The organism is Paenibacillus sp. GD4 (assembly GCF_030846225.1).
Taxonomy (GTDB): Bacteria; Bacillota; Bacilli; order Paenibacillales; family NBRC-103111; genus Paenibacillus_G; species Paenibacillus_G silviterrae.
On sequence record NZ_JAVCYK010000001.1, the window covers coordinates 1,598,840 to 1,619,962 of the forward strand.

The 21,123-nt window shown below is 54.7% G+C and carries 15 protein-coding genes and 2 pseudogenes; 6 read left to right on the forward strand and 11 right to left on the reverse strand.

Features of this window, described 5'->3' with window-relative positions; genetic code table 11:
• Window positions 1–65 precede the first annotated feature (65 nt).
• The gene (locus RAC89_RS07540; RefSeq protein WP_306612773.1) at window positions 66–359 is read left to right on the forward strand and encodes a Rieske (2Fe-2S) protein; all 294 of its coding nucleotides are present in this window, start codon (window positions 66–68) and stop codon (window positions 357–359) included.
• Window positions 360–486: 127 nt separating this feature from the next.
• On the opposite strand, the gene RAC89_RS07545 is transcribed toward RAC89_RS07540, so the two are convergent.
• Window positions 487–2,028, reverse strand: a complete 1,542-nt coding sequence (locus tag RAC89_RS07545; RefSeq protein WP_306612774.1) for an ATP-binding protein — start codon at window positions 2,026–2,028, stop codon at window positions 487–489.
• Window positions 2,000–2,404 (reverse strand): ATP-binding protein, encoded by a 405-nt coding sequence (locus RAC89_RS07550; RefSeq protein ID WP_306612775.1) that lies wholly within the window; start codon window positions 2,402–2,404, stop codon window positions 2,000–2,002. Before RAC89_RS07550 ends, RAC89_RS07545 begins: the two co-directional genes overlap by 29 nt.
• A gap of 112 nt (window positions 2,405–2,516) precedes the next feature.
• On the opposite strand from RAC89_RS07550, the gene RAC89_RS07555 reads away from it, so the two are divergent.
• Together RAC89_RS07555 and RAC89_RS07560 are read left to right on the forward strand one after the other, a co-directional pair.
• Window positions 2,517–3,260 carry an ABC transporter ATP-binding protein gene (locus RAC89_RS07555; protein ID WP_306612776.1) on the forward strand — a complete coding sequence of 248 codons (744 nt, stop codon included), beginning with the start codon at window positions 2,517–2,519 and terminating at the stop codon, window positions 3,258–3,260.
• Window positions 3,257–4,447, forward strand: coding sequence for an ABC transporter permease (locus RAC89_RS07560; protein ID WP_306612777.1), 1,191 nt, complete (start codon window positions 3,257–3,259; stop codon window positions 4,445–4,447). Before RAC89_RS07555 ends, RAC89_RS07560 begins: the two co-directional genes overlap by 4 nt.
• 62 nt (window positions 4,448–4,509) lie before the next feature.
• On the opposite strand, the gene RAC89_RS07565 is transcribed toward RAC89_RS07560, so the two are convergent.
• Window positions 4,510–5,523, reverse strand: a complete 1,014-nt coding sequence (locus RAC89_RS07565; RefSeq protein ID WP_306612778.1) for a Gfo/Idh/MocA family protein — start codon at window positions 5,521–5,523, stop codon at window positions 4,510–4,512.
• A gap of 162 nt (window positions 5,524–5,685) precedes the next feature.
• Between RAC89_RS07565 and RAC89_RS07570 the strand changes: the two genes are divergently transcribed.
• A complete protein-coding gene (locus RAC89_RS07570) occupies window positions 5,686–6,522 on the forward strand; it encodes a helix-turn-helix domain-containing protein (RefSeq protein ID WP_306612779.1) in 837 nt (278 codons plus the stop codon).
• Window positions 6,523–6,631: 109 nt separating this feature from the next.
• Window positions 6,632–7,144: a hypothetical protein gene (locus RAC89_RS07575; protein WP_284641648.1), complete on the forward strand. Its 513-nt coding sequence runs from the start codon at window positions 6,632–6,634 to the stop codon at window positions 7,142–7,144.
• Here RAC89_RS07575 and RAC89_RS07580 read toward each other — a convergent pair.
• Window positions 7,141–7,542, reverse strand: a complete 402-nt coding sequence (locus RAC89_RS07580) for a thiol-disulfide oxidoreductase DCC family protein (protein WP_306612780.1) — start codon at window positions 7,540–7,542, stop codon at window positions 7,141–7,143. The genes RAC89_RS07575 and RAC89_RS07580 overlap by 4 nt on opposite strands.
• Window positions 7,543–7,723: 181 nt before the next feature.
• On the opposite strand from RAC89_RS07580, the gene RAC89_RS07585 reads away from it, so the two are divergent.
• Window positions 7,724–9,847 carry an AMP-binding protein gene (locus RAC89_RS07585; protein ID WP_306612781.1) on the forward strand — a complete coding sequence of 708 codons (2,124 nt, stop codon included), beginning with the start codon at window positions 7,724–7,726 and terminating at the stop codon, window positions 9,845–9,847.
• A gap of 72 nt (window positions 9,848–9,919) precedes the next feature.
• Here the strand turns inward: RAC89_RS07585 and RAC89_RS07590 are convergent, their stop codons facing one another.
• The 7 genes and pseudogenes from RAC89_RS07590 to RAC89_RS07620 all read right to left on the reverse strand — a co-directional run bounded on the left by RAC89_RS07590 (window position 9,920) and on the right by RAC89_RS07620 (window position 20,819).
• On the reverse strand, window positions 9,920–13,996 hold the full coding sequence (locus RAC89_RS07590) for an S-layer homology domain-containing protein (RefSeq protein WP_306612783.1): 4,077 nt from the start codon (window positions 13,994–13,996) through the stop codon (window positions 9,920–9,922).
• 195 nt (window positions 13,997–14,191) lie between these two features.
• Window positions 14,192–15,919, reverse strand: a pseudogene (gene thrS, locus RAC89_RS07595) (threonine--tRNA ligase); the annotation flags it as partial.
• A 628-nt stretch (window positions 15,920–16,547) separates the two neighbouring features.
• On the reverse strand, window positions 16,548–17,108 hold the full coding sequence (locus RAC89_RS07600; RefSeq protein WP_306612784.1) for a GNAT family N-acetyltransferase: 561 nt from the start codon (window positions 17,106–17,108) through the stop codon (window positions 16,548–16,550).
• Window positions 17,098–17,517, reverse strand: coding sequence for an HIT family protein (locus tag RAC89_RS07605; RefSeq protein ID WP_306612786.1), 420 nt, complete (start codon window positions 17,515–17,517; stop codon window positions 17,098–17,100). The genes RAC89_RS07600 and RAC89_RS07605 overlap by 11 nt, the downstream gene beginning before the upstream one ends.
• Before the next feature lie 243 nt (window positions 17,518–17,760).
• On the reverse strand, window positions 17,761–18,234 hold the full coding sequence (locus tag RAC89_RS07610; RefSeq protein ID WP_284641661.1) for a GNAT family N-acetyltransferase: 474 nt from the start codon (window positions 18,232–18,234) through the stop codon (window positions 17,761–17,763).
• Window positions 18,235–18,252: 18 nt separating this feature from the next.
• Window positions 18,253–19,341, reverse strand: a pseudogene (locus tag RAC89_RS07615) (serine hydrolase domain-containing protein).
• A gap of 155 nt (window positions 19,342–19,496) precedes the next feature.
• On the reverse strand, window positions 19,497–20,819 hold the full coding sequence (locus tag RAC89_RS07620) for a hemolysin family protein (protein WP_306612788.1): 1,323 nt from the start codon (window positions 20,817–20,819) through the stop codon (window positions 19,497–19,499).
• Between the last annotated feature and the right edge of the window lie 304 nt (window positions 20,820–21,123).

Consider the following 21,123-nt stretch of genomic DNA (forward strand, 5'->3'; position numbering starts at 1 on the left):
GCGGGACATGATATGATGAAGCTAAAGCAGTATACTCTTCTCCTGTAAGGGGGCACAGCAGGCTTATGGCCGAAACTCGTATTGGAGCTGTAATGGATTTCACTTCATTCCCAGCGGAAGTGAGTCTGGACAATCAAGCGTATTATTTAGTAAAGGATGGAGCCGATTACCGTCTCTTCTCCCGCCGCTGTCCTCATGCCGGGGCGCGGGTGGAGGCCGCGGACGATTGCTTTGAATGTCCGGTGCACGGCTGGACGTTCGACCTTGAGACCGGCGCTTGTGAGAATGTGCCTTCGGCAAGCTTAAAGAGCCTTTCCGTTATAGAGCGGGAGGGAGCCTTATTCGCAGCCATCGAATAGGCTGCCTTCGGATAGGCTGCCTTCGGATAGCGGCCCGCCCAGCAGCGGGCTGCTTGCTTTTTCCATCGCACAAAAAAACCGCCCGACCGAAACCCGAAGGCATCGTCGAACGGCGGTTTCCTTACGCTTATACTTCCACTTTCATCCCATACTCCTCCAGGGCTTGCTCCAGGCTCCCCTTGGTCTCAACCTTGTCGGCGAACGTAATCCCCATATTGATCATCGTATTGGCAATTTCCGCCCGAACGCCCGTGACGACCGCCCGGCAGCCCATCATGGAAATCCCGTCGATGATACGGAACAAGTGCGTTACTACGGCCGTGTCCATATATGCGACACCGGACAGGTCGATGATCAGCTTGCGGATCTTCGTTGTACCGATTTGAGCCAGCACCTTTTCCTGAATTTTCTTCGCCCGAAACGTATCGATCGTCCCGACCAGGGCAAGAATCGACACGGTAGGAGCAAGCGGAATCAACGGCACGGACAAATCATCAATCATTTCGCGGTGAGCTTGCAGTATATCCTCTTTAAACTGGGTATAAGACATAAAAAAATGACGGAGGAAGGAATCAAGCGATACATTGATTCGTCGCTCCTGGCGGTAAAACTCTTCCCGGTCGGCAGGCTTGCCGCATTGCAAATCGTAATGGTACAGGAAATCCCACAATACCTTGCGAAACACCTGAAGCCATTCCAGCTTGAGGGCCAGTGTCAGCGAATGGCGAGCCCACAGCTTTCCCTCGTCCTTGGCGAACTGCACCAGCTCGTGCTCATGCCTTCCCAGAAGAAGGCCCACCAGCTTATGCGCATTCTCAATCAGATTGATACTGCTCTTGGTATTGATCTCATCGAGCTTCTCCCTGACATTGACCGCCTCACGCAGCAGGTATTCGTCGAACTTGTCCTGATTCACCGTAAAATAATCTCTTAGCGACTGGTTCTCCATGTAAGTCAATTCCATTTCTGTCACTCCCCACTCCGCCCCGCTTACAATCGGAAAAACAATCTGAAACTCCGTCCCTTGTCCAAGTCGGCTGCGAACTTGAATTGTTGCCTGATGTTGGTATATGGTAGAGAAGACTTGGGCGAGTCCCATGCCAGTCCCTTGTTCTTTGGTTGTAAAAAAAGGCGTCCCGATCAGCTCCAGCTTGTCCTCCGGGATGCCTTGCCCGGTATCGCGGATCAGTACATGGATTTTCCCGTCGCGCATAGCATGCTCTATGGTGATAACACCACGGTCCGGTATGGCTTCGAATGCATTTTTCAGTAAATTAAAGAAGGCCTTCTTCAGCTGATTCTTCTTACCGTAGATCGGCTGATCGCCGTCGTGCAGTTCTTTCTTAATCGTTACCCGATAAATCTGATCTTGAAACAGCTGAAGCATGGATTCCAGCTCTACACACAGAAAAATCTCTTGCGTCGGTTCATCATCTAAGTCCGGCTTCGACACCTGAAGTAAATTTTGCAGCGTGGTGATGGCATTCTCCAGCTCCCCCTGCGCGATATCGAGATACGGGTGGGGGGACTGCTGTTGAAGCAGCTGAAGGAAGCCCTTCACCGCCGTAAGCGGATTGCGTACCTCATGAGCGATGCCGGCAGCCACTTGCCCTACCGATACGAGCCTGGATAGATGACTGTCATGTTGATGTTCTTCTTCGATTTCCATTGATCCGTTTCGCAGCATGAATGATGGTTCCTTTCGTAGAGGATTCCAGAGTGAATTCGTCCATAAGCCGCTTAGCCCCCGCGAGACCGAGACCTAATCCGCTGGCCGAACGGTACCGACCTTTCATGATTTCCTCCGGATTCGATATGCCTGAACCGGTATCTGTGAAGGTAAGCTGGAGCTTGTCCTCCGTCAATTCACAGCGAAGGGTCCCGTTGGCACCGCCATGCTGAATGATGTTGCGTGCTAGCTCAAGTACGGTAACCGAAACGCTCTGCTTCTCGCTTTCGTTAAAGGGTACGTCCCTCATAAGGAAGCGCACGCAATGGAGCGCATAATAAATATCATCCTCGGTTCGGATATCTACTAGGATCATCCTGATTCACCTGGGTTCATTGTTCTGTTATATATACATAACCCATTTTGATTGGCATGGCAACACCAAATTGGGTAATGATTTGAAATTATCCTCCGGAAGGAGATTCCTTATGAAGAAGCTTCTGCAATTGAATCGCATCACGGGAGGCTACAGCCTTCAGCGTCCGGTGCTGCACGACATTTCATTCGAGGTCGGCGCAGGCCAAATGATCGGACTGATCGGTCTGAACGGAGCCGGCAAAAGCACGACCATCAAGCACATCCTTGGCCTGATGCGGCCGCATAGCGGAGAGATCCGTCTCAAAGAGCGGCTACTGGAGGAGGGCATCGGAGAGTATCGCCGCACCTATGCTTACGTGCCCGAGAACCCGCTGCTGTACGAAGAACTGACTGTAGGGGAGCATATGGAGCTATCGGCCATGGCTTACGGCCTTGAACCCTCCGTCGCCGCCGTACGCGCCGAAGAGCTGCTGGAGCGCTTCCAGATGACGCCTCACCGCAAGCAGCTGCCCGGCCACCTTTCGAAAGGAATGAAGCAGAAGGTCATGATCATGAGCGCCTTCCTGGTCAAGCCGGAGCTGTATATCATCGACGAACCGTTCTTGGGGCTCGACCCGCTCGGCATTCGCTCGCTTCTCGAGCTGATGGTCCAGGTGAAAGACGAAGGGGCTGCTATTCTGATCAGCTCCCATATCCTTACGACGATTGAGCGGTATTGCGACGGCTTTCTCGTGCTTCATCAGGGGCGGCTCATCGCGCGCGGAGGGATGGAGGAGCTTCGCCAAGCCGCCGGAGAAGGAATGGAGAATGCGCCGCTCGATGATGTCTTCTTCCGGCTGGTGACTGGCTCATGAATCCATTGAAGCTTTGGCATCATCGATCTTCTCTTTTTATGCGGGAGATCCTTCCTTACTTAAAATATGCGCTGCAAAGCCTGTCCTTTTCCTCCATCCTGCTCATTGTCCTGTCATCCTACGTGTACGACCAGCTCCTGGGGAGCATCCCGCCGCAGTTTCCTACGCTGCTGACGGCCTCTCTTCTTATGCTGCCGGTGCTGGCTGTCACGCCGATTCTGACTTACCTGCAGAAGCCGGACATCATCTTCCTGCTGCCGCGTGAGGCGGAGCTCGCCGATTACTTCCGTGCTGCCCAGCGGAAGGCGTTCTGGCTGCAGTCGCTCGCAACAGCTGCCGGCTGGCTCATCGTATGGCGCCTGATTCGGATGTCGGATGCCGATATCAAGAGCTATTTTCTCCTTGGATTGCTGATGGTGATCGTGCTCAAAAAAGTGCTGCTTCACGGCAAGTGGCTTGAGCTTCATGCTTCAGAACCGCGGATCAGACGCATCCTGGGCGCCGCCCGATGGATCATGGCGGGTCTGCTGACCTACGGTCTGCTGAAGCTTCCCCATCTGTGGGGCGTTTTGATCGTTGCCGGGGGTTCCGCCGTCTATCTACTGGCGGTCTCTTCCCTGGTCCGCGGAGAACGGCGACTGCCATGGATGAATCTGATTGAGCTTGCGCGTCACCATCGAACCGTGCTTTACCGGCTGCTCAATTTATTTATCGACGTCCCTTCCGTGCAGGGACGCGCCAGACGGCGTCCTGTGCCGCGCCGCCTGCCTGAGTGGCTCGGGTTTCGGCCGAATCGGGCCTATCTTTACCTGTATGTGCTTGTATTTCTTCGGTCGGAATCGTTCGGCATTCTTCTGAGGCTGACGATTCTCGGCGCTGTGCTGGCAGCATGTAGCGGCGGAGGCGTCCTCGGTTATGTTCTCTGGGGCTTCTTCGCGTTCATCACCGCAGTTCAACTGGGGGAGCTGCAGCGCCAGTATCTTCATTCTGAACGCTCTTACTTGTACCCGCTCCCGGAGGAGCAGAAGCTGAGCTCGGCCAGAACGGTTCGGTTCCTACTTCACAGCTTGACTCTTCTGATCCTGTCCGCAGTTCTGGGAGCGGCATCGGGATTATGGGTCAACGCTAGTATTCTGTTCATCCTAGGTGCTGCAGTCTCTTACCTGTATCATCGATTTCGAAAGTAATTTCCTGCACATAGTAGAAAGCGACGCCCCCCGATAAGGAAAGAGGCGTCGCTTTATAGCTATCAATACAAAATCTTCTGCCCGCTTCGGGAGGAATCGTAGATGTCCATGACGAGACGAAAGCCTTTGTAGCCCTCCGGGCCGTCCAGCCAAAACTTCCTGCCTTCGGCGATGTGCTCATAGAAGTCCTCGATTTGGACTTTATGGCTTACGCCCCAGTAGGATTTGACTCCAAGATCATTCACCACAGGCTCGCAGAGCTGGGTTTGCTTGCCGTCCTGCTCCAGGTATAGGTAATCTCCCCGCTGATACAGCGTACCCCGCTCGAATACGACCTCGATCTCTACGGGCGAGTTCTTGATATAAGCGTTCGTTGCGTAAAATACCGCCTTCGCTCCATTCTTAAAAGCAATGTAGGCATGCGCCGAGTCCTCTACCTCAATGACGCCTTCCAGGGAATCATTGGAGATCGAGCCCTTCACATACTCGATATCTCCCCCAAGCCACTGCAGCAGATCAAGCGTATGGATCGATTGATTGATGAGCGCGCCGCCGCCTTCCGTTTCCCACTTGCCCTTCCATTCCGACTGATAGTAGGCTGCCGTTCTGCTCCAGGCCACCAGCCCCTTCATCCCGAGCAGCCTGCCGAGCTCACCGGAGTCAACGTAATCTTTCATCTTCCGGGCGGATGGATTATATCGGTTTTGGAAAATAACGCCAAGCTGCACGTTCGGATACAGCTCGGCCGCCTCCAGCATACGCCGGGCTGCCGCGTCGTTCTCCGCCATCGGCTTCTCTGTGAGCACATGCTTGCCGGCCTTCAACACGTCAACAGCCATTGGCGAGTGCTGGAAATGCGCCGTACAAATATGCACGATATCAACGTCCTCGCGCTTCAGCATTTCGTGATAATCGCTATAGTAATCGCAGCCGTATTCCTCTGCCGCCCGTTGGGCCAGCTCCAGGTTCGTGTCGACAACCGCTTTCAGTTCTCCGAGCTTAGATCCCGACACCGCTTTCAAATGAACGCCCGAGATGGCGCCGCAGCCAATGATAGCAATCCCCAGCTTTTTCACGTTTTCACCCAGCTTCCGAAAAATGTAGTAGTCGAGTGACCTTCCCTACGTAAGAAGGCTCTCGCTTGTCTTTTCATCTTGCCGTATAATTAGAGCAGATTCCTTGCATCAATTGCTTAGTTTCTTGCTTTTTTTGACTTCTTATCCGGGAGGAGACGCACCATGCATTTCCGCATTCAGAATCAGTATTTTCATTACAGCCATCGCCGCACGGAGCAGCCTCCCCGGATGGATTTCCATCTCCATGATTCCTACGAATTGTATTTCTTCCTGTCCGGCGACGTTCATTATTTAATAGAAAAGAAGGTATACCCGCTACGCTACGGCGACCTGCTCATTATGAATAACCGCGAGCTGCACAAAGCGACCTTCCGCTCCAACGCCACTTACGAAAACATCGTTGTGCACTTTGATCCTGCAGTCTCGGAGGCGCTGACAGGGCTGTCCGATTTTCCGCTGCTCGATTGTTATATCAACCGTCCTCAGGGAGAGTCCAATCTCATACGGCTGAGTCATCAGCAGTTAGAGGAGGCTCAGGCTATTTTTCACAAAATAGAACAGCTGTCTCCCGAGTCTCAGAGCGAATCCGGCTTGCTGCTGACCGCTTATATGATCGAGCTGCTCGTCCTTATTAACCGCTGCTTTCACTCGGACAAGTCCTCGCAGGATACGGTCCCTACGGATGTCCATGAGAAGCTGGGCCCGGTGCTCGATTATATCGATTCCCACCTTGATGAGGATCTTTCACTCGAGACGCTGGAGCGCCACTTTTATATGAACCGCTATTACTTGAGCCGTCTCTTCCGCCGAAGCACCGGAAGTACGGTCCATGAGTACATCGTCCTGAAGCGCATCGCCCGGGCCAAGAAGCTTCTTCAAGAGGGCAGCAATGTAACGGATGCCTGCCAGCAGTCCGGCTTCAACGATTACTCCAACTTTATCCGCATGTTCAAGCGTTTTGTCGGCGTTCCGCCGGGACAATACCGGAAGCAGCGGTGATCTGCATCACATGCGGATGCTCCCTGCCTAAATTGTTTATCACAGCTTATTCACATATTGACGATCCAACGGTCCCGATGTATGATTTTCTGGTGTTTGTTTTCGAACAATGACCGATTGGAAAGGATCAAGTGAAATGGACTCCAAGACCATAACGATTTCATTGTATCTGTTGCTCATTTACTGGCTCTCCTTGCACTTTGAGGTGCTGAAGCCGTTATTTTATCCTACGCTCGGAGCCTTCTCGTACTTATTCGTCAGCCGAACGTACGCCCTTAAGGATCTGCTCAAGCTCGTGATGGGCGCAGGCATCGCTTCGTTCATGGGCTGCCTCTTATACCGTTCGGATATCGGCATTCTCGGCTTTCTGGCCACTGCCTTGCTGACCATTCATCTTCTGCGCCGATATCATCTGCAGGCACCTCCGATTATGGCGGTCGCCCTAATCCCGTTCTTCGCCAACCCTGCGTCGGTCTGGGTATTTCCAGTGTCGGTCGTCGTCTCCCTGATCGGTCTCATCGGCTTCCTGCTGGCGGTGGAGAGCCTGAGCCTCGCTCTGGTGCGCTACCGCTTCCGATTGCTTCGCGCACGCGTACGGCAGCAAAGGGCCGCCAGGCTCTAACGGTCAAGGAAGCGGCCCCTTTCACCGGGCTTCGGCAGCCGGCACGCATCGGCCTTGCCGAACCACCGGTAGCGGTTATTCGCAATTACGTGATACACCCCGTCACGAAGAAGCCTCGGTACGATGACCAACCCGTAGAGCAGCGGCCAGCCGCCGTTTAATCGCCGGGCCACACGCAGTGCCGCCGTGGACCTCGTATACACACGCCCCGATTCCAGAAGGACGAAGGTTTTCATGTCTGCTTCATCGTAACCATGCTCCCGCAAAAGTTTGCCCCCAATCTCCGATTGCAGCGCCGCAAATTGAAACCGCCCTTGCGGATCGCGCGGGATGATAAACTGGACCGCTTTATCGCATAAACCGCATTCCCCGTCATAGAACACAACGGCGTCTCCCACTTTAGGCTTGCCATCTGAAAGCATACTTCTCACCGTCCCTTCCGTTTTTCCTATTGTACACCGTCCTGCCCGAATTAGGGTACTACTTCAATTTAGTACTCTTTTTTATTTGCGAACCGCGCTACAATAACAGTAGTTCTCATATCTTAGTAACGATACGGTTTGGAGGAGCGGATTCAATATGTCCTTCTTGTTTCTTGTACTGCGCAGCCTGCTGAGACGTTTGTTCCGCTTACGCATTAGCGGGATCGAGAAGCTGGTGCCCGGCCAGCCTGCCCTGCTGATGCCGAACCACGTATCTTTGATTGACGGCGTGCTGCTCCTGCTGTTCCTGCCGAAGGGGGCTACATTCGTCATCAATACCGGCTGGGCGCGGAGACTGGCTCCGTTCATGAAGCATTTTCCCCATATTGCCGTTGACCCGATGAATCCCTACAGCGTTCGTTCCATGATCCGTACAGTACAAAGCGGCGTCCCGCTGGTGCTGTTCCCGGAAGGCCGCGTGACCTTAACCGGCGGTTTGATGAAGGTGTATGCCGGAGTGGGCTATGTTGCCATGAAGACCGGCGCGAAGCTGTATCCCATCGCTATCAACGGAGCGGAACAAAGCAGGCTTTCTTATATAACCGATAAAATCAAAACGGTGTGGTTCCCCCGGATTGCCATCGAGATCGGGGAGCCGTTTCAGCTTGAATCGCGGCCGGGCCTTCCCATGAAGCTTCAGAAGGAACGCGCGGCGGATGATATTCTCCGCGCCCTGCAGCGGCAGCTCCTGAGCGCCCGGCTCCAGCCGCAGGTACAGCTGTTCGACGAGCTGCTCGAGCAAGCATCGCGCAGCGGCTTCCGGCTGCAGGTGCTGGAGGACGTTTCGCTTGCGCTCACCTACAGGAAGCTGCTGATCGCCGCCTATGTATTTGCCGCCAAGCTTCGCCCCCTGCTGCTCGGTCAGCAAACCGCCGGCGTACTGCTGCCGAACGCCGCCGGCTCGGTCATTGCCTTGTTTGCTCTGCTGCGGCTCGGCAAGACCCCCGCCATGCTGAACTTCTCCGCCGGTGTGCAGAACTTACTGGATGCCTGCGAAACGGCTTCCGTCCAAACGGTGCTGACCTCCCGACAGTTCGTCGAGAAGGGGAAGCTGTCCCCTGTGATCGAAGCGTTATCGGCCAAGGTACGAATCGTGTATTTGGAGGACGTCCGCAGCCGCGTCAGCCGGACCGATCAGCTGGGCGGGCTTATGCAGCTCCTGCTTCGACGCCGGGCGGAGCCCGGGCCTCGCGAGGTGATTTTGTTCACCTCCGGCAGTGAAAGCAAGCCGAAGGGAGTCGTGCTCTCGCATTCTAATCTGTATGCCAACATTCAGCAAGCGCGTTCGGTGTTTGATTTCACGGCCAAGGATAAAGTGTTCAACGCGATGCCGATGTTCCATTCGTTCGGCCTGACGGCGGGAACGCTGCTGCCGCTGCTGACCGGCGTCCGCGTGTTCATGTACCCGAGCCCCTTGCACTACCGGGTCGTTCCCGAGGTGGTATATGACCGAAGCGCAACCATCCTGTTCGGCACCTCCACCTTCTTGGCCGGATACGGACGCGCAGCCCATCCGTACGACTTTTACTCCGTACGGTATGTGGTTGCCGGTGCTGAGAAGCTGAAGGATGAAGTGATTGAGCTGTGGTCTGCCAAGTTCGGCATCCGCATCTTCGAAGGCTACGGTACGACGGAAACCGCACCTGTACTGACGATCAATTCCCCGCTGTCCTATCGTCGGGGGACGGTGGGACGCTTCCTGCCGGGCGTTGAATATGAGCTGAAGCCGGTAGAGGGAATTGAGGGGGCGGGCAACCTGCTGGTCCGGGGACCGAACCTTATGAAGGGCTATCTGATTCATGGGCAGGGCTTCGTCCCTTGCCCGGAGTGGTATGACTGCGGGGACGTCGTCAGTATTGACGAAGAGGGCTATGTGTCCATCCGGGCACGGCTGAAACGGTTCGCCAAGATCGGCGGCGAGATGATATCGCTGCAGCTCCTTGAGGAATTAGCCGAGAGATCCGCTCCCGGAGGTGCAGTGGCGGCGGTTTCGATCGCTGACGGCCGCAAGGGCGAGCGGATCGTCCTGTTCGCCGCCGGCTCCGGGGTCACCCTGACCGGCCTGAAGAGTTATTTGGCCAGCCACGGCTTCTCGCCGTTATTGCTTCCCGGACAAGTGCGTGTCGTTGACAAGCTCCCGCTTCTGGGAAGCGGAAAGACCGACTATGTTACGCTGAAAAAATGGGCTGAGATGCCGGAGGAAAAACCATCCTCCGCGTAGAGACCGAATGAAAAGAGAGGCAATCCTCGGCGTGGATACCCACTCCATGGATTGCCTCTTTCGCGAGGAAATTTATTGTTCTTCCTGCCTGTGCAGAACCCGGAGAAGAATGGCTGCTGCCTCGGCTCGGGTACCGGACGCCAAAGGCAATATTCTCCCCGTCTCGTCACCGGCAGCCAGACCTGCCAGAGCCGCTTTGGCAAGTAGGTCCTCCGCCCAGTCGCTGATTTGCTCCGTATCGCTCCATGCCTCCAGCTGCCGCTTCCGGTCAGCCTCCGTCAAGGCTACGGAACGCTTCCTCTCCGCTGCTCTTACCGCAAGGGCAAACATCTCCTGCCGTGAGATTTCCTCCCCCGGGCGGAAATTCCCCTCTTCCGACCCTTGGATTAGTCCTTCCCGGTAGCCGTAACCGATCTCACGGTAAAACCAATCCTCCGCCGTGACATCCTTGAACGGTACTTCCGCCGCTTCTTCCCGAGACATCAGCATGCGGACCAGCATCGCCGCAAACTCCGCCCGCGTCACGGTCTGATTCGGACGAAACTCGTTATTCTCGTACCCGGAGACATAACCCTTGGCCGCAAGCTCTTCGATGATCTGCTTCGCCCAATGAGACGAAATGTCCGAGAAGCTGAGACCGGACTTCAGCCAAGTGTAGTCCCCCGGCTCCCGAAGAATTGGGGATTGTTGATATACCCATGTTTTATTTCCATGATCATATTTATATAAGTATGCTCCGTCGCTTCCTCCGGCAGGCCGGAATGACGCTTCCAGCTGGCCCCGAATCGACAGCTGCGGGCCTGCCGCTGTGAAGCCTGCCGGCGGCGGAAGCAGCCCGGCAGCCAGCTTCACGCGTAGGAGCACCTTGTCTTCCTTGACGGGAAGCGTGACCTGAACCCGTTCTTCCCCCTGCTGCAGCACCAGCCGGATCTTACGCCGGGTCAATTCTTGTGCCAGCTCTTTACTTGCTTCCACATCAGATAACTCACTTCCGAGCGGCAGGACAAGCTCCTTCGTTTCGGTATGCTTATTCAAGGCTTCCAGGATTTTGTCCGCGAGCAAGGTGATCGTTGTAGATTCGCCCGACTGTCGAACCTCCATCCCCTTGCCATTCTCCAAGAGCAGCCTTCCCTCTTTATACTCGATCTCGGCGGCCGCGATGAACCCTCCTCCTCCGCCTGCAAAAACCGGACCCTTTACCGGGGGTGGAGGGGGCGGAGGAGGGGGCGGAATAGGCGTCGGCGGAATATAAGACGGCGTATGTTCATAGAGAACCGCCTTCGTATCATAGTCCCAGAACGGATACCGTGTCCGGGTCCCCGTTTCGCTCACAAGCGTAATCCGCACACCGTCACCTACGGTCATCCCGGGAAGCGACACCTCTGCGCGCTGCCCCTTTACCGCTTCCAGCCGAAGCTTCTTCTGCTCGGGTATTTGTGCCGGTACGATCGTTTTCGGCTGGCTTGCACTCGACCAGAAAAGACTGACCGTATCCAGCCCGCTGTCCACCGGATGCTCATTATAATACGTCAGCTCGAACGAATAGGCGGTTCCTGCCGTAAGCGACGCGGTACCCACTCCTTTGCTGCCGTTAGGGAACAGCTCCTGTCCGTCCAGCTTCAGACTGAAATTGTTGCGGTCTACAGCAAAGGCGGAGAATGTGTAATCTTCCGTAAATTCCGGCACAATCACACCGGTCCATCGCCAGGAGCCCGGCTGAGTCCCAAGCTTATAGCTGATCGATTCGACCTCTTTGTCCCCTTTACGGTGCCGGAACCGGGGATCGGTAAAGCTCTCCTCGCGGAAACGGCCGCCGGACCTTACGGGATAATCGCCGTAGGTGATATAGACGATCCCCGTCACGCTGGGCGTGAACGCCAGTCTGGCGCCGCCCGGCGCCTTCTCCAGCAGAGGAGCTCCGATGACAGGTCCCTCCACGGCTTCTTCAATCAGCAGAAAGCGCGGATAATCCACCGAATCGAGCTTCACTGTAATGCTGTCCTTGTCGGCCCGGACCGTTTCGACAGAGATGCGCTCCTTGGTGAGCGGATCCATCGCGGAAACCTTGGCGCCTGTACCGTAAATATTGTTCAAGGTAAACTCGAAGGTCTGCGGAGGCATGCGGTAGCGCTCAGGATCCAGCAAATCCTTAGTCGGGTCCCAGGCATGCGCGGCGTTTCGGGTGACCACATAATAGCCGATGGCGAAGGTTCCGGTATCCAGCTGATAAGGTAGAATAGCAAAATCATCCCGATGATAACGGCTCGGATGCTGCAAGCTTCCATCGCCTTCATAGACATAACGCGGCTCATATTCGATCAGCTCCGTTACCTGCAGCGGCCTCGGTGAATCGATGCGCTTGCCGCTCCGCATCAGATCGGACACTTCCTTAAGACCTTGCAGCTGCAAGCCGGCATTTGCCCGAACGGCTTCGTTCAGCACGTACTTATTTTTGCGGAGCTCCTCATAGAAGGCCTCCGGCAAGATCCCGAAGCCGACATCCTCGCTTTTGATAGCATAGGCGTTGATCGTATGAACGCCCTTATGGGCATAGAAGGTAAACATGCGCAGAAGCGACTTCGCCCCGATCTGCTGCATAAGACGAAGAAAGCGGGGATCCTTCATATCCACCCCCTGATCCTTCAGCACCTCGGAGAAGCCGTTACGCGAATAGTTCGTCTCCGTGTTCCAAAGCTGGGCAATTCGGCCGCCCCCCGGACTTGAATAGCGGTAATGGTCGGGATACAGCCCCGGGAAAGGCTGCAGATCGCGAATCATCATCTCGGTTTGGTAGGGGAAGGACCATTCTTCCGGCAGTGCGGCAACGTGTGGAGGTATATAAAAGCTGCCGGGAACGGAATGATCCTTATCGGGAACCTTCGTCCCGTCCAGCCCCTCCAGCGCGTTCAAATACAATTTGGTTGATTCTTTAAAATCCGATGCCGACTCCGGCGTAATCAGAGATTTGACCTTATCGTAGCCGGAGTAGTAATGCCGGCTAAATCCCGCCTCATCCACCCCCATGGTACTGCCGTTATCGAACGGACGCTGATTGGAGAAGCCGCTGACGACGTTCACGCCGGGCAGCTTGTTCTCCGGATTTTTCACGTAATCGGCTGTCAGCGGCAGCAGCATCTCGTGGCCCTCCACCGTCTTGCCGTCCTTGGTAAAGCTGATGGGCTTGCGGAATTCCGGCTTCGGATCATAATAATGCTCGATACCGAGATAATGATAGCCAAAGGTGTACTCGTTATAAATCTCCAGGTCAAAACCGGCGTCGACTTCGTTATTCTGAGTGCCCAGCTCCTCCTTGGCTACCTCTGTGACGGTTTTCACATAGCGGAGCCAGCCGTTCACCGTCTCCATCGCAGCCGGATTCGGCGTCCCGTCCTTATATTCCAAGCCCGAGAAAGGCTGATACTTCAGCTTAATGAGCACTACCTCCCCCGCAGGCACATCCTGAGGCAAAGGGGCGGAAAGCGTGCATCGGCCCGTGGTGGCATCGATATCGGTAATGATAGGGAACATGGCCGGCCGGCCGCCTCCCAGCTGGAAGCCCGTATACTTCGGACGAATGCCCGAAGGATCCTTCACATAAATTTCTCTTGCGCCCTTCGATGCCAGCCTTGTCAGCTCCACCTTTGCATCCGTATTCGGGTTCGGCATGCCGGAATTCATGTTGAGCAGAATGATCGGCCGAATGTTATGGCGCTTCAGAGCTCCCAGCATCAGCCGCATGCTCTCGCGGTTGTATTCCCGAAATTTCGAATCATCGTAGTAATCCAGGTTGTCCCAGCCGATCTCGATCCTCGCGGAACGAACGCCCGCCTCCTGCAGCAGCGTTGCGGTTGCCTCCGCCTCGTCGCGCTCCATGTTATAGTTCACTCCGAGCGCTTCCAGGAACCGGCTTCCGTCCCAAGTATCCATATAGCTTCGCCAAGGCGCATGGAAGAAGGAACGATATCCGTAGGGAACCTCCTGCTCCCGCTGGCTGACATACGGACCGCTTAGCGCCGCTTTTGCCGTTCCATCGCGTTCGCCTACCTTGCCCAGCTTTTCCTCTGTGGATGCGAAGACGCTGCCGACCGGCCATGACGTGACCGCAAGGAGCAGCGATAAGACCGTCATCCACCTTGACTTCGATTTCATGTTTTCCCTCCGAACGAATATAGTTTCTATGTCTGAATTCGAGCTTCACTCTTCCTTGCCTGCCAATCCTTCTCTTCACCTCCATAAAAAGGCAGACATCATAGTATAGACGCTAGATTGATACAATATGTTTCTTATTTTGACAAAAAAATGTACCATTCTAATAGAATGATACATTTTGGATTTGTTATTCGATTAGCTGCGGCTGCGAATTTGCTCTATTACCCTTCTTATAAAATCGCTGACATCCATAGCTGCGGCATCGGCTTCCCCGTATTTTCGCACCGAAGCCTGCTTCCGCTCCTGCTCGCGGTCTCCCACAACGAGGATATACGGGATCTTGTCTTTCTGGGCTTCGCGGATTTTGTAGCCAAGCTTTTCGCTGCGGGCATCCAGCTCCACCCGGACTCCGGCCTGCAGCAGCTCCTCCTGCACCTCTCGGGCGTACTCGCCGTTGTTCTCGGATACCGGTATGAGCTTCACCTGGACCGGTGCAAGCCATGTTGGGAAAGCCCCGGCATAGTGCTCGATCAGAATGGCCAGAAAGCGGTCGATCGAGCCGTAAACAGCCCGGTGAATGACGATAGGATGCGCCTTCCGGTTCTCCTCATCTACATAGGAAAGCTCGAACTTGAGCGGCATTTGGAAATCCAGCTGCACCGTAGCGCATTGGTGGCTCCGCTGAAGCGCGTCCCGGATATGAAAATCAATCTTCGGCCCGTAGAACGCGCCGTCGCCGGGGTTCAGCTTGTAATCGATGCCGAGCTCCTCCAGTACTTGACGTAGCGCCCCTTCCGCCTGCTCCCACAGTGCATCGTCGCCGAGCGACTTCTCCGGTCTTGTCGACAGCTCGACCGCATAGGAGAAGCCGAACACCGAATACATCCGGTCGATCAGCTGAATAACCTTCTTGATCTCCTCGCCTACCTGACTTGGCGTCACGAAGATATGGGCGTCATCCTGGCAGAAGGTGCGGACGCGCAGCATACCGTTTAACGCTCCGCTGAATTCATGGCGGTGCACCTGTCCGAATTCGGCTATCCGGATCGGAAGCTCTCGGTAGGAGCGCAGCCGATTTTTGAAGATCAGCATATGTCCGGGGCAATTCATCGGCTTAAGCGCAAAGCTGCGGTCGTCCACCTCCGTGAAATACATATTCTCATGATAATGCTCCCAGTGCCCCGATTCCTCCCATAGCCTTTGGTTCATCATCAGCGGAGTCCGCACCTCATCGTACCCGTACTGCCGCAGCAGTTCTCTCGAGAAGCTCTCCAGCTCGTTTCGCACAATTTGCCCCTTCGGCAAATAGAACGGCATTCCCGGCGCTTCCTCCGAGAACATGAACAGCTCCAGCTGCTTGCCGAGCTTCCGGTGGTCTCTCTGCTGCGCCTCCTCCAGGAAGTGCAGGTGCGCATCCAGCTCGGCTTGCCCGGCAAAGGCCGTCCCGTAGATTCGCTTCAGCATCTTGTTGCTGCTGTCCCCGCGCCAGTACGCCCCTGCCAGGCTGAGCAGCTTGAAGGCTTGCAGATCCCCCGTCGAGCTTACGTGGGGTCCTCGGCATAGATCTACGAATTCCCCCTGCTCATACAGGGATACCTCTTCGCCAGCCGGAATGCCCTCCAGCAGCTCCAGCTTTAAACCGTCTCCCAGCTCCGCGAACAGCCGCGCCGCCTCCTCTCTCTCTACGACCCGGCGACGTATCGGATGATTCTCCCGTGCGATCTGCCTCATAGCCTCCTCTATGCGCGGGAGGTCGTCCGCGGATACGGCCGCCGAAGTATCGAAATCGTAGTAAAATCCATTCTCGATCGCCGGACCGATGCCCAATTGTACGTCCGGGTATAAGCGCCTCAGCGCTTGTGCCAGCAGATGGGCGGCGCTGTGCCGCAGGATAGACAAATCATTTATCGAATTCATGTGTACTCACTCCATATGTTTAAAATGAACAGCAAAAAGCGCACGTCCTCCCGGAAAGGGACGAGTGCGCTCGTGGTTCCACCCTACTTCGATTTGCCTAGCTTGCATGACAGGCGAATCCTCATCAGCTCTGTAACGGGAGCACCCGGCAGACTATACTCTCAATGACATGTCATGATTTCCAGCCCGCAGCTGCAAGGGGGTAAAGTCCTCAGGATCGCCGGAGGAAATTTCAGCTCGGGTTCCCTCTCTCTGTGCGGCATCGCATAAGGCTTCATGTCCTTGGTCAACGCTTGATGATTATTGTTACGTATATAAAAAAAAAACACACTCCATCCCGCAAAGGGACGAGCGCGCTCGTGGTTCCACCCTAATTCAATCCGCATGTGCTTAACCGCTATGCGAATCCTCATCAGTCTCTATAACGGGAGCGCCCGGCGAACTATACTCTCATGGGTACCTCATGATTTCCAGCCAGCAGCTACAAGGGGGTAAAGTCCTCAAGATCGCCGAAGGGGCTTGCAGCGCCAGGTCCCCTCTCTCTGTACAGCGTCAGTAAGGCTTCATGTCCTTGATCGAAGCTTTTGATTGTTCACGATTATATCGAGGTGACGAGTCAGTTGTCAAGCACAAATCATCGCAGCTTGTTTAGGGCGTTGTATTCGCGGTCCAGTATGCTCATGATAACGTCCGTTTCATAACGCCCGTCGATGAACGCCCCTTCTCGCTCTACTCCCTCCACGACAAAGCCGCACTTTTCGTAGCAAGCTCTCGCCCTGCGATTATATTCCAAAACACGCAGATCCACTCTATGCAGCCTCAGCTTCTCGAAGGCATACTGCAGAATGAGTTCCGTCACTTCCGTGCCGATCCCCTTGCCCCAGCAGGAAGTATCCAGAATGCTAATTGAGTATCTCGCACGATGGTCTGCAGCCTGATGCCGAAGTCCCGCCTTGCCGATAAAACGTCCCTCATATTCGATACACCATTTGTGCTCGGCTGAACGGATGTTCTCGAAGTAGGTAACGGCAGCTTCATGTGTGTTCATCAAGGGCTGTGTGTGGTCACGTCCAAGCATTCTCATGAGCTCGCTGCCACAGTCGTAAGAGACATAATCGACGAAGTCTCGGGGAGTCGGTTTCCTCAGCAGAACACGTTTTCCGCGGATGCTGTTCACGGTCATGTTAGTTCCCATGCGATACTTCTTTTACCGCGGCAGTCATAGCGAGGCAGGTTTCCTTCAACCTGTCCGCAGCATCGTTTACCGGCTCCAGCCACCCAAACCCATCCTCCTTGTACCTGGGAAACACATGCATATGATAATGACCGAGGTCATTAAACCGCCCGCCATTTTGCATCACGGTGATGCCGTCCGGCTCATAAAGCCGCTTTAACGCCTTACTGACAACGATCGACGCTTGATAGACCGATTGAACGGTCTGCTCGTCGAGCTCTTCCAAGTCCAGGTAGTGCCTTTTGGGCAGGATTAACGTATGTCCTTCGTTTAACGGAGCGATGTCCAATAAACAAGTTATATGTTCATCCTCGTAGATGATCTGTGCCTCGATGGTCCGGTTTGCTAACCGGCAGCCTAAACATTCCATAATCCTTCGGACCTCCTGTTCGGTTCGTTTCTCGGCGGGCGAAGCCACCACTGACTGCAGTTTTTGCAACGAAACCGCTCAAAACAATCCCATCAAGCCGCCTCTATTGCACGGTTTGCAACGTAAATCCGGCCAATCGGCCTCACATCAGTCTAAATCCCTGTTTTGATTGCGCATCCTGCAGCACAGACGTCAAGCAGCGGCCTGAAAAAGAAAACCTAGCCGCCGCCAGGTTTCTCCGTATTATTTACGCAGCATGCCCCTATAGATCCCAGGGGTGGAGCCTTCAATCACCGTAGCGCCGACTATACGGCTGTAGTACTCCTTTGGTCCGGCGCTTCCGATCACCGCGTAGGCGTAGCCGGACAGCTTCATCGCCTGCAGGCAGGCCAAGAGCAGCCCTTTGCCCGCACCCTGCTTGCGCGCGTCCGAGGCTACGCCGGTGGGTCCGAAGAAGTTACGGCACGTAGCATCATAACAGCCGAAGCCGATCAGCGCTCCGTCCTTCACCGCGATGTAACAGGACACCGGCTGATTCGCGAACGCCGCCTCGCACTCGCTTGCCCACGCCTCGTTGAAATGCTCGCGGACCCAAGCCACGACAACATGCTTCTCCGGCGCAATCGCGCGGCGAATGTCGACCCCTTGCTCCGCCAGCTCCGCAAGGACAGGCTCCACTGCCGGAAGCTCGTACAGCTTAACTAACATATCGGACATAACCGTCCACTTCCTTCCCTATTGTTGTTCAATACACGCCGCGACGGCGTTATGGAAGCAATCCCGCAGCCTCACGACAGACACTCCGCGCCCGTAATGCACACGGTTCGTCAGCAGCACCACGCTAAGCTCCCGTTCCGGATCGACATACAAGCTTGTTCCCGTGAACCCGGTATGACCGTAGCATCGCTCGGACAGCAGGTCTCCCGACGCATCCCAGTAGTCCCCCTTGAGAGACCAGCCGAGTCCGCGCCGGCCTCCCGGAAGACCGTCCGTCCAGGAACGGGCTGCCGTCTGCACCGTAGCCTCGGAAAGCAGCCTCCTGCCGTTCACCGAACCGCCCCCTGCCCATAGGTCGGCATAACGCGACAGGTCATGAGCCGTCGAGAACAGTCCTGCATGTCCGCACACGCCTCCCATTGCCCTGGCATTCTCGTCGTGAACTACGCCCCAAAGCGGAGCCCCAGTCTGGTCATCCTACTCCGTCGCCGCTATGCGTCCCCTGACTTCCACTGGAGGTACAAACATCGTATCGCTCATCCCCAGCGGCTCGTAAACATACCTTCGAGCCGCCGCATCGAGCGGCATGCCGAACCGTGACGCTGCCAGCTCCCCCAGCACGATATAGCCAAGGTCGCTATATTCAATGCGCTCTCCGGGCTTAGCTGCCAGCTCCTGCTCGTACACATGCGCCAGGATCTGCTCGGCCGACCAGCCGTGGGAGTGCAGATTCACATGGGACCGCAAGCCCGACGTATGGGTCAGCAGCTGCCGAATCGTGACCCCCTCCTTCCCGTTGACTCCAAATTCCGCCAAATGGTAAACAACGGGATCCTTCAAGCGAAGCTCGCCTTGCTCCAGCAGCATCAGGATAAGCGGCAGCGTGCTTGCGGCCTTGGTAAGGGAAGCCGTATCATAGATCGTTCCGAGCGTCGCCGGGATCTTGGTCTTCTCCGTATCCACAGCCCGTCCCGCAACATGGAAATATTTACGTCCCGCCAAGCTGACGACGGCTACCGCTCCCGGCGTCACCTTGCGCTCCGTTTCCCGGTCAAGCAAACGGAAGGCGGCGGCAAGCCTTTCCTCATTCATCACCAATAAGCTCATCCCTTAGTTCCCCCAAAACAGCGCAATAATCCAATCGTAGTTCCGTGCCGATTGCCGGTCTTTCCCTAGATCTTTATTTCTATCCCCTGGTCAAATATTCCTGCTAATACTAAAAAAGACCGTACCCTTCACCCAGGGTACAGTCTTTATCTATGTTACGCCGTCTGGACCTGCGGATCCAGCTGTCTCAGCAAAATCCGGGAGATTCGCAGATCGTCCGTTTCTTCCACGATGAATTCATACTCGTCATTGTACATGATCGCTTGGCCCTTCTTCGGAGGAATCTCAATCTGAGAGTAAATCCATCCGCCCAGCGTATCGTAATCCTCAGAGGTAATATTCAAGCCGAAGTGAACGTTAAACTCGTCAATCAGCAAGCGGCCGTCAATCGAGAAGGTTCTGTCGTCCTTCTTCTCAATGCTTTGGCGCTCTTCCGTATCGAATTCGTCCTGAATTTCCCCGACGATTTCCTCCAGAATATCCTCAAGAGTAACAAGTCCCGCCGTTCCGCCATATTCATCGATCAGGAGCGCCATCTGCACCTTTTTCTTCTGCATCATCTTCAGCAGATTACTGATCGGCATGGAGTCCGGAACCTTCATGATCGGACGAAGCATTTTTCGCAAGTCGGATACATTAAACTGTGCTTTTAGCAAATCCTTTATATGAACGAAGCCGATAATATTGTCCTTATCAGGATCGCATACCGGATACCGTGTACGCATCTCCCGCATCGCAATGTCCATGTTCTCCTTAAAATCAAGATTCGCATACAAGCAGCTCATCTCTTTACGGGGAATCATGATCTCACGGGCATTCGTTTCCGTAAACTCAAATATATTGTCGACCAGCGCGATCTCCGTATTGTCGATCAGACCGCTTTTGTGGCTTTCTTTCATCAGAACGCGAATCTCTTCTTCCGTATGCGCCGCTTCGTGCTCCTGAGCAGGCTCAATCCCGACAATGCGCAGCATCCAGTTGGACAGTCCGTTCAGGACCCAGATAAACGGAAACATAATTTTGTAAAAAACAAGCAGCGGAATCGACGACCACAGCGTCACTTCCTCCGACTTACGAATGGCGTATGTCTTCGGGAACTGCTCACCCAAGGTAATATGCAGCGTGGTCATAATGGAAAAAGCGATAATAAATGATATGGTATGCAGTGCTACATCATTTAATCCGAAATAATCGATTAAGAGCGGTTCAAGCATTTGGGCAATGGCGGGTTCGCCGACCCAGCCTAAGCCTAGTGACGTCAAAGTGATACCCAACTGACATGCCGATAAATACGCGTTAATGTTGGTAAGAATGTTTTGCGCAAACTTCGCGCTGTTGTTGCCTTCCAGAACCAATGCTTCGATCCGGGTATTGCGGACCTTCACCATCGCGAATTCCGCGGCGACAAAGAAACCGTTCACAAGCACCAAAGCAAGTATTAATGCAATGTTCCATAAGGCAGGTAAAGGATCACCCAATTAGTTTCCTATCCACTCCTCTTGAGCGAATAGGTACACCTCCTTGAAGTATGTTTAGATAGCCATACAGAGTCGTATCGCTTATATATCATTATAAAGCAATAACGAGCAATCACAAGGAACCGTCCGGGTCTTCCCCGGCGATAAGGGGATGGAACGGGAATGTACGGCCTACATTTGTGAACTTTTTCGCTTCTTACGGGTCAATTTGCGTCAATTTGGACGATAGCGAAGGAATTTCGATGAGTCTTGAGAAAAATTCCGCAGACACCAAAAACCTAGCCTGCGAGGGCGGCTAGGTTCA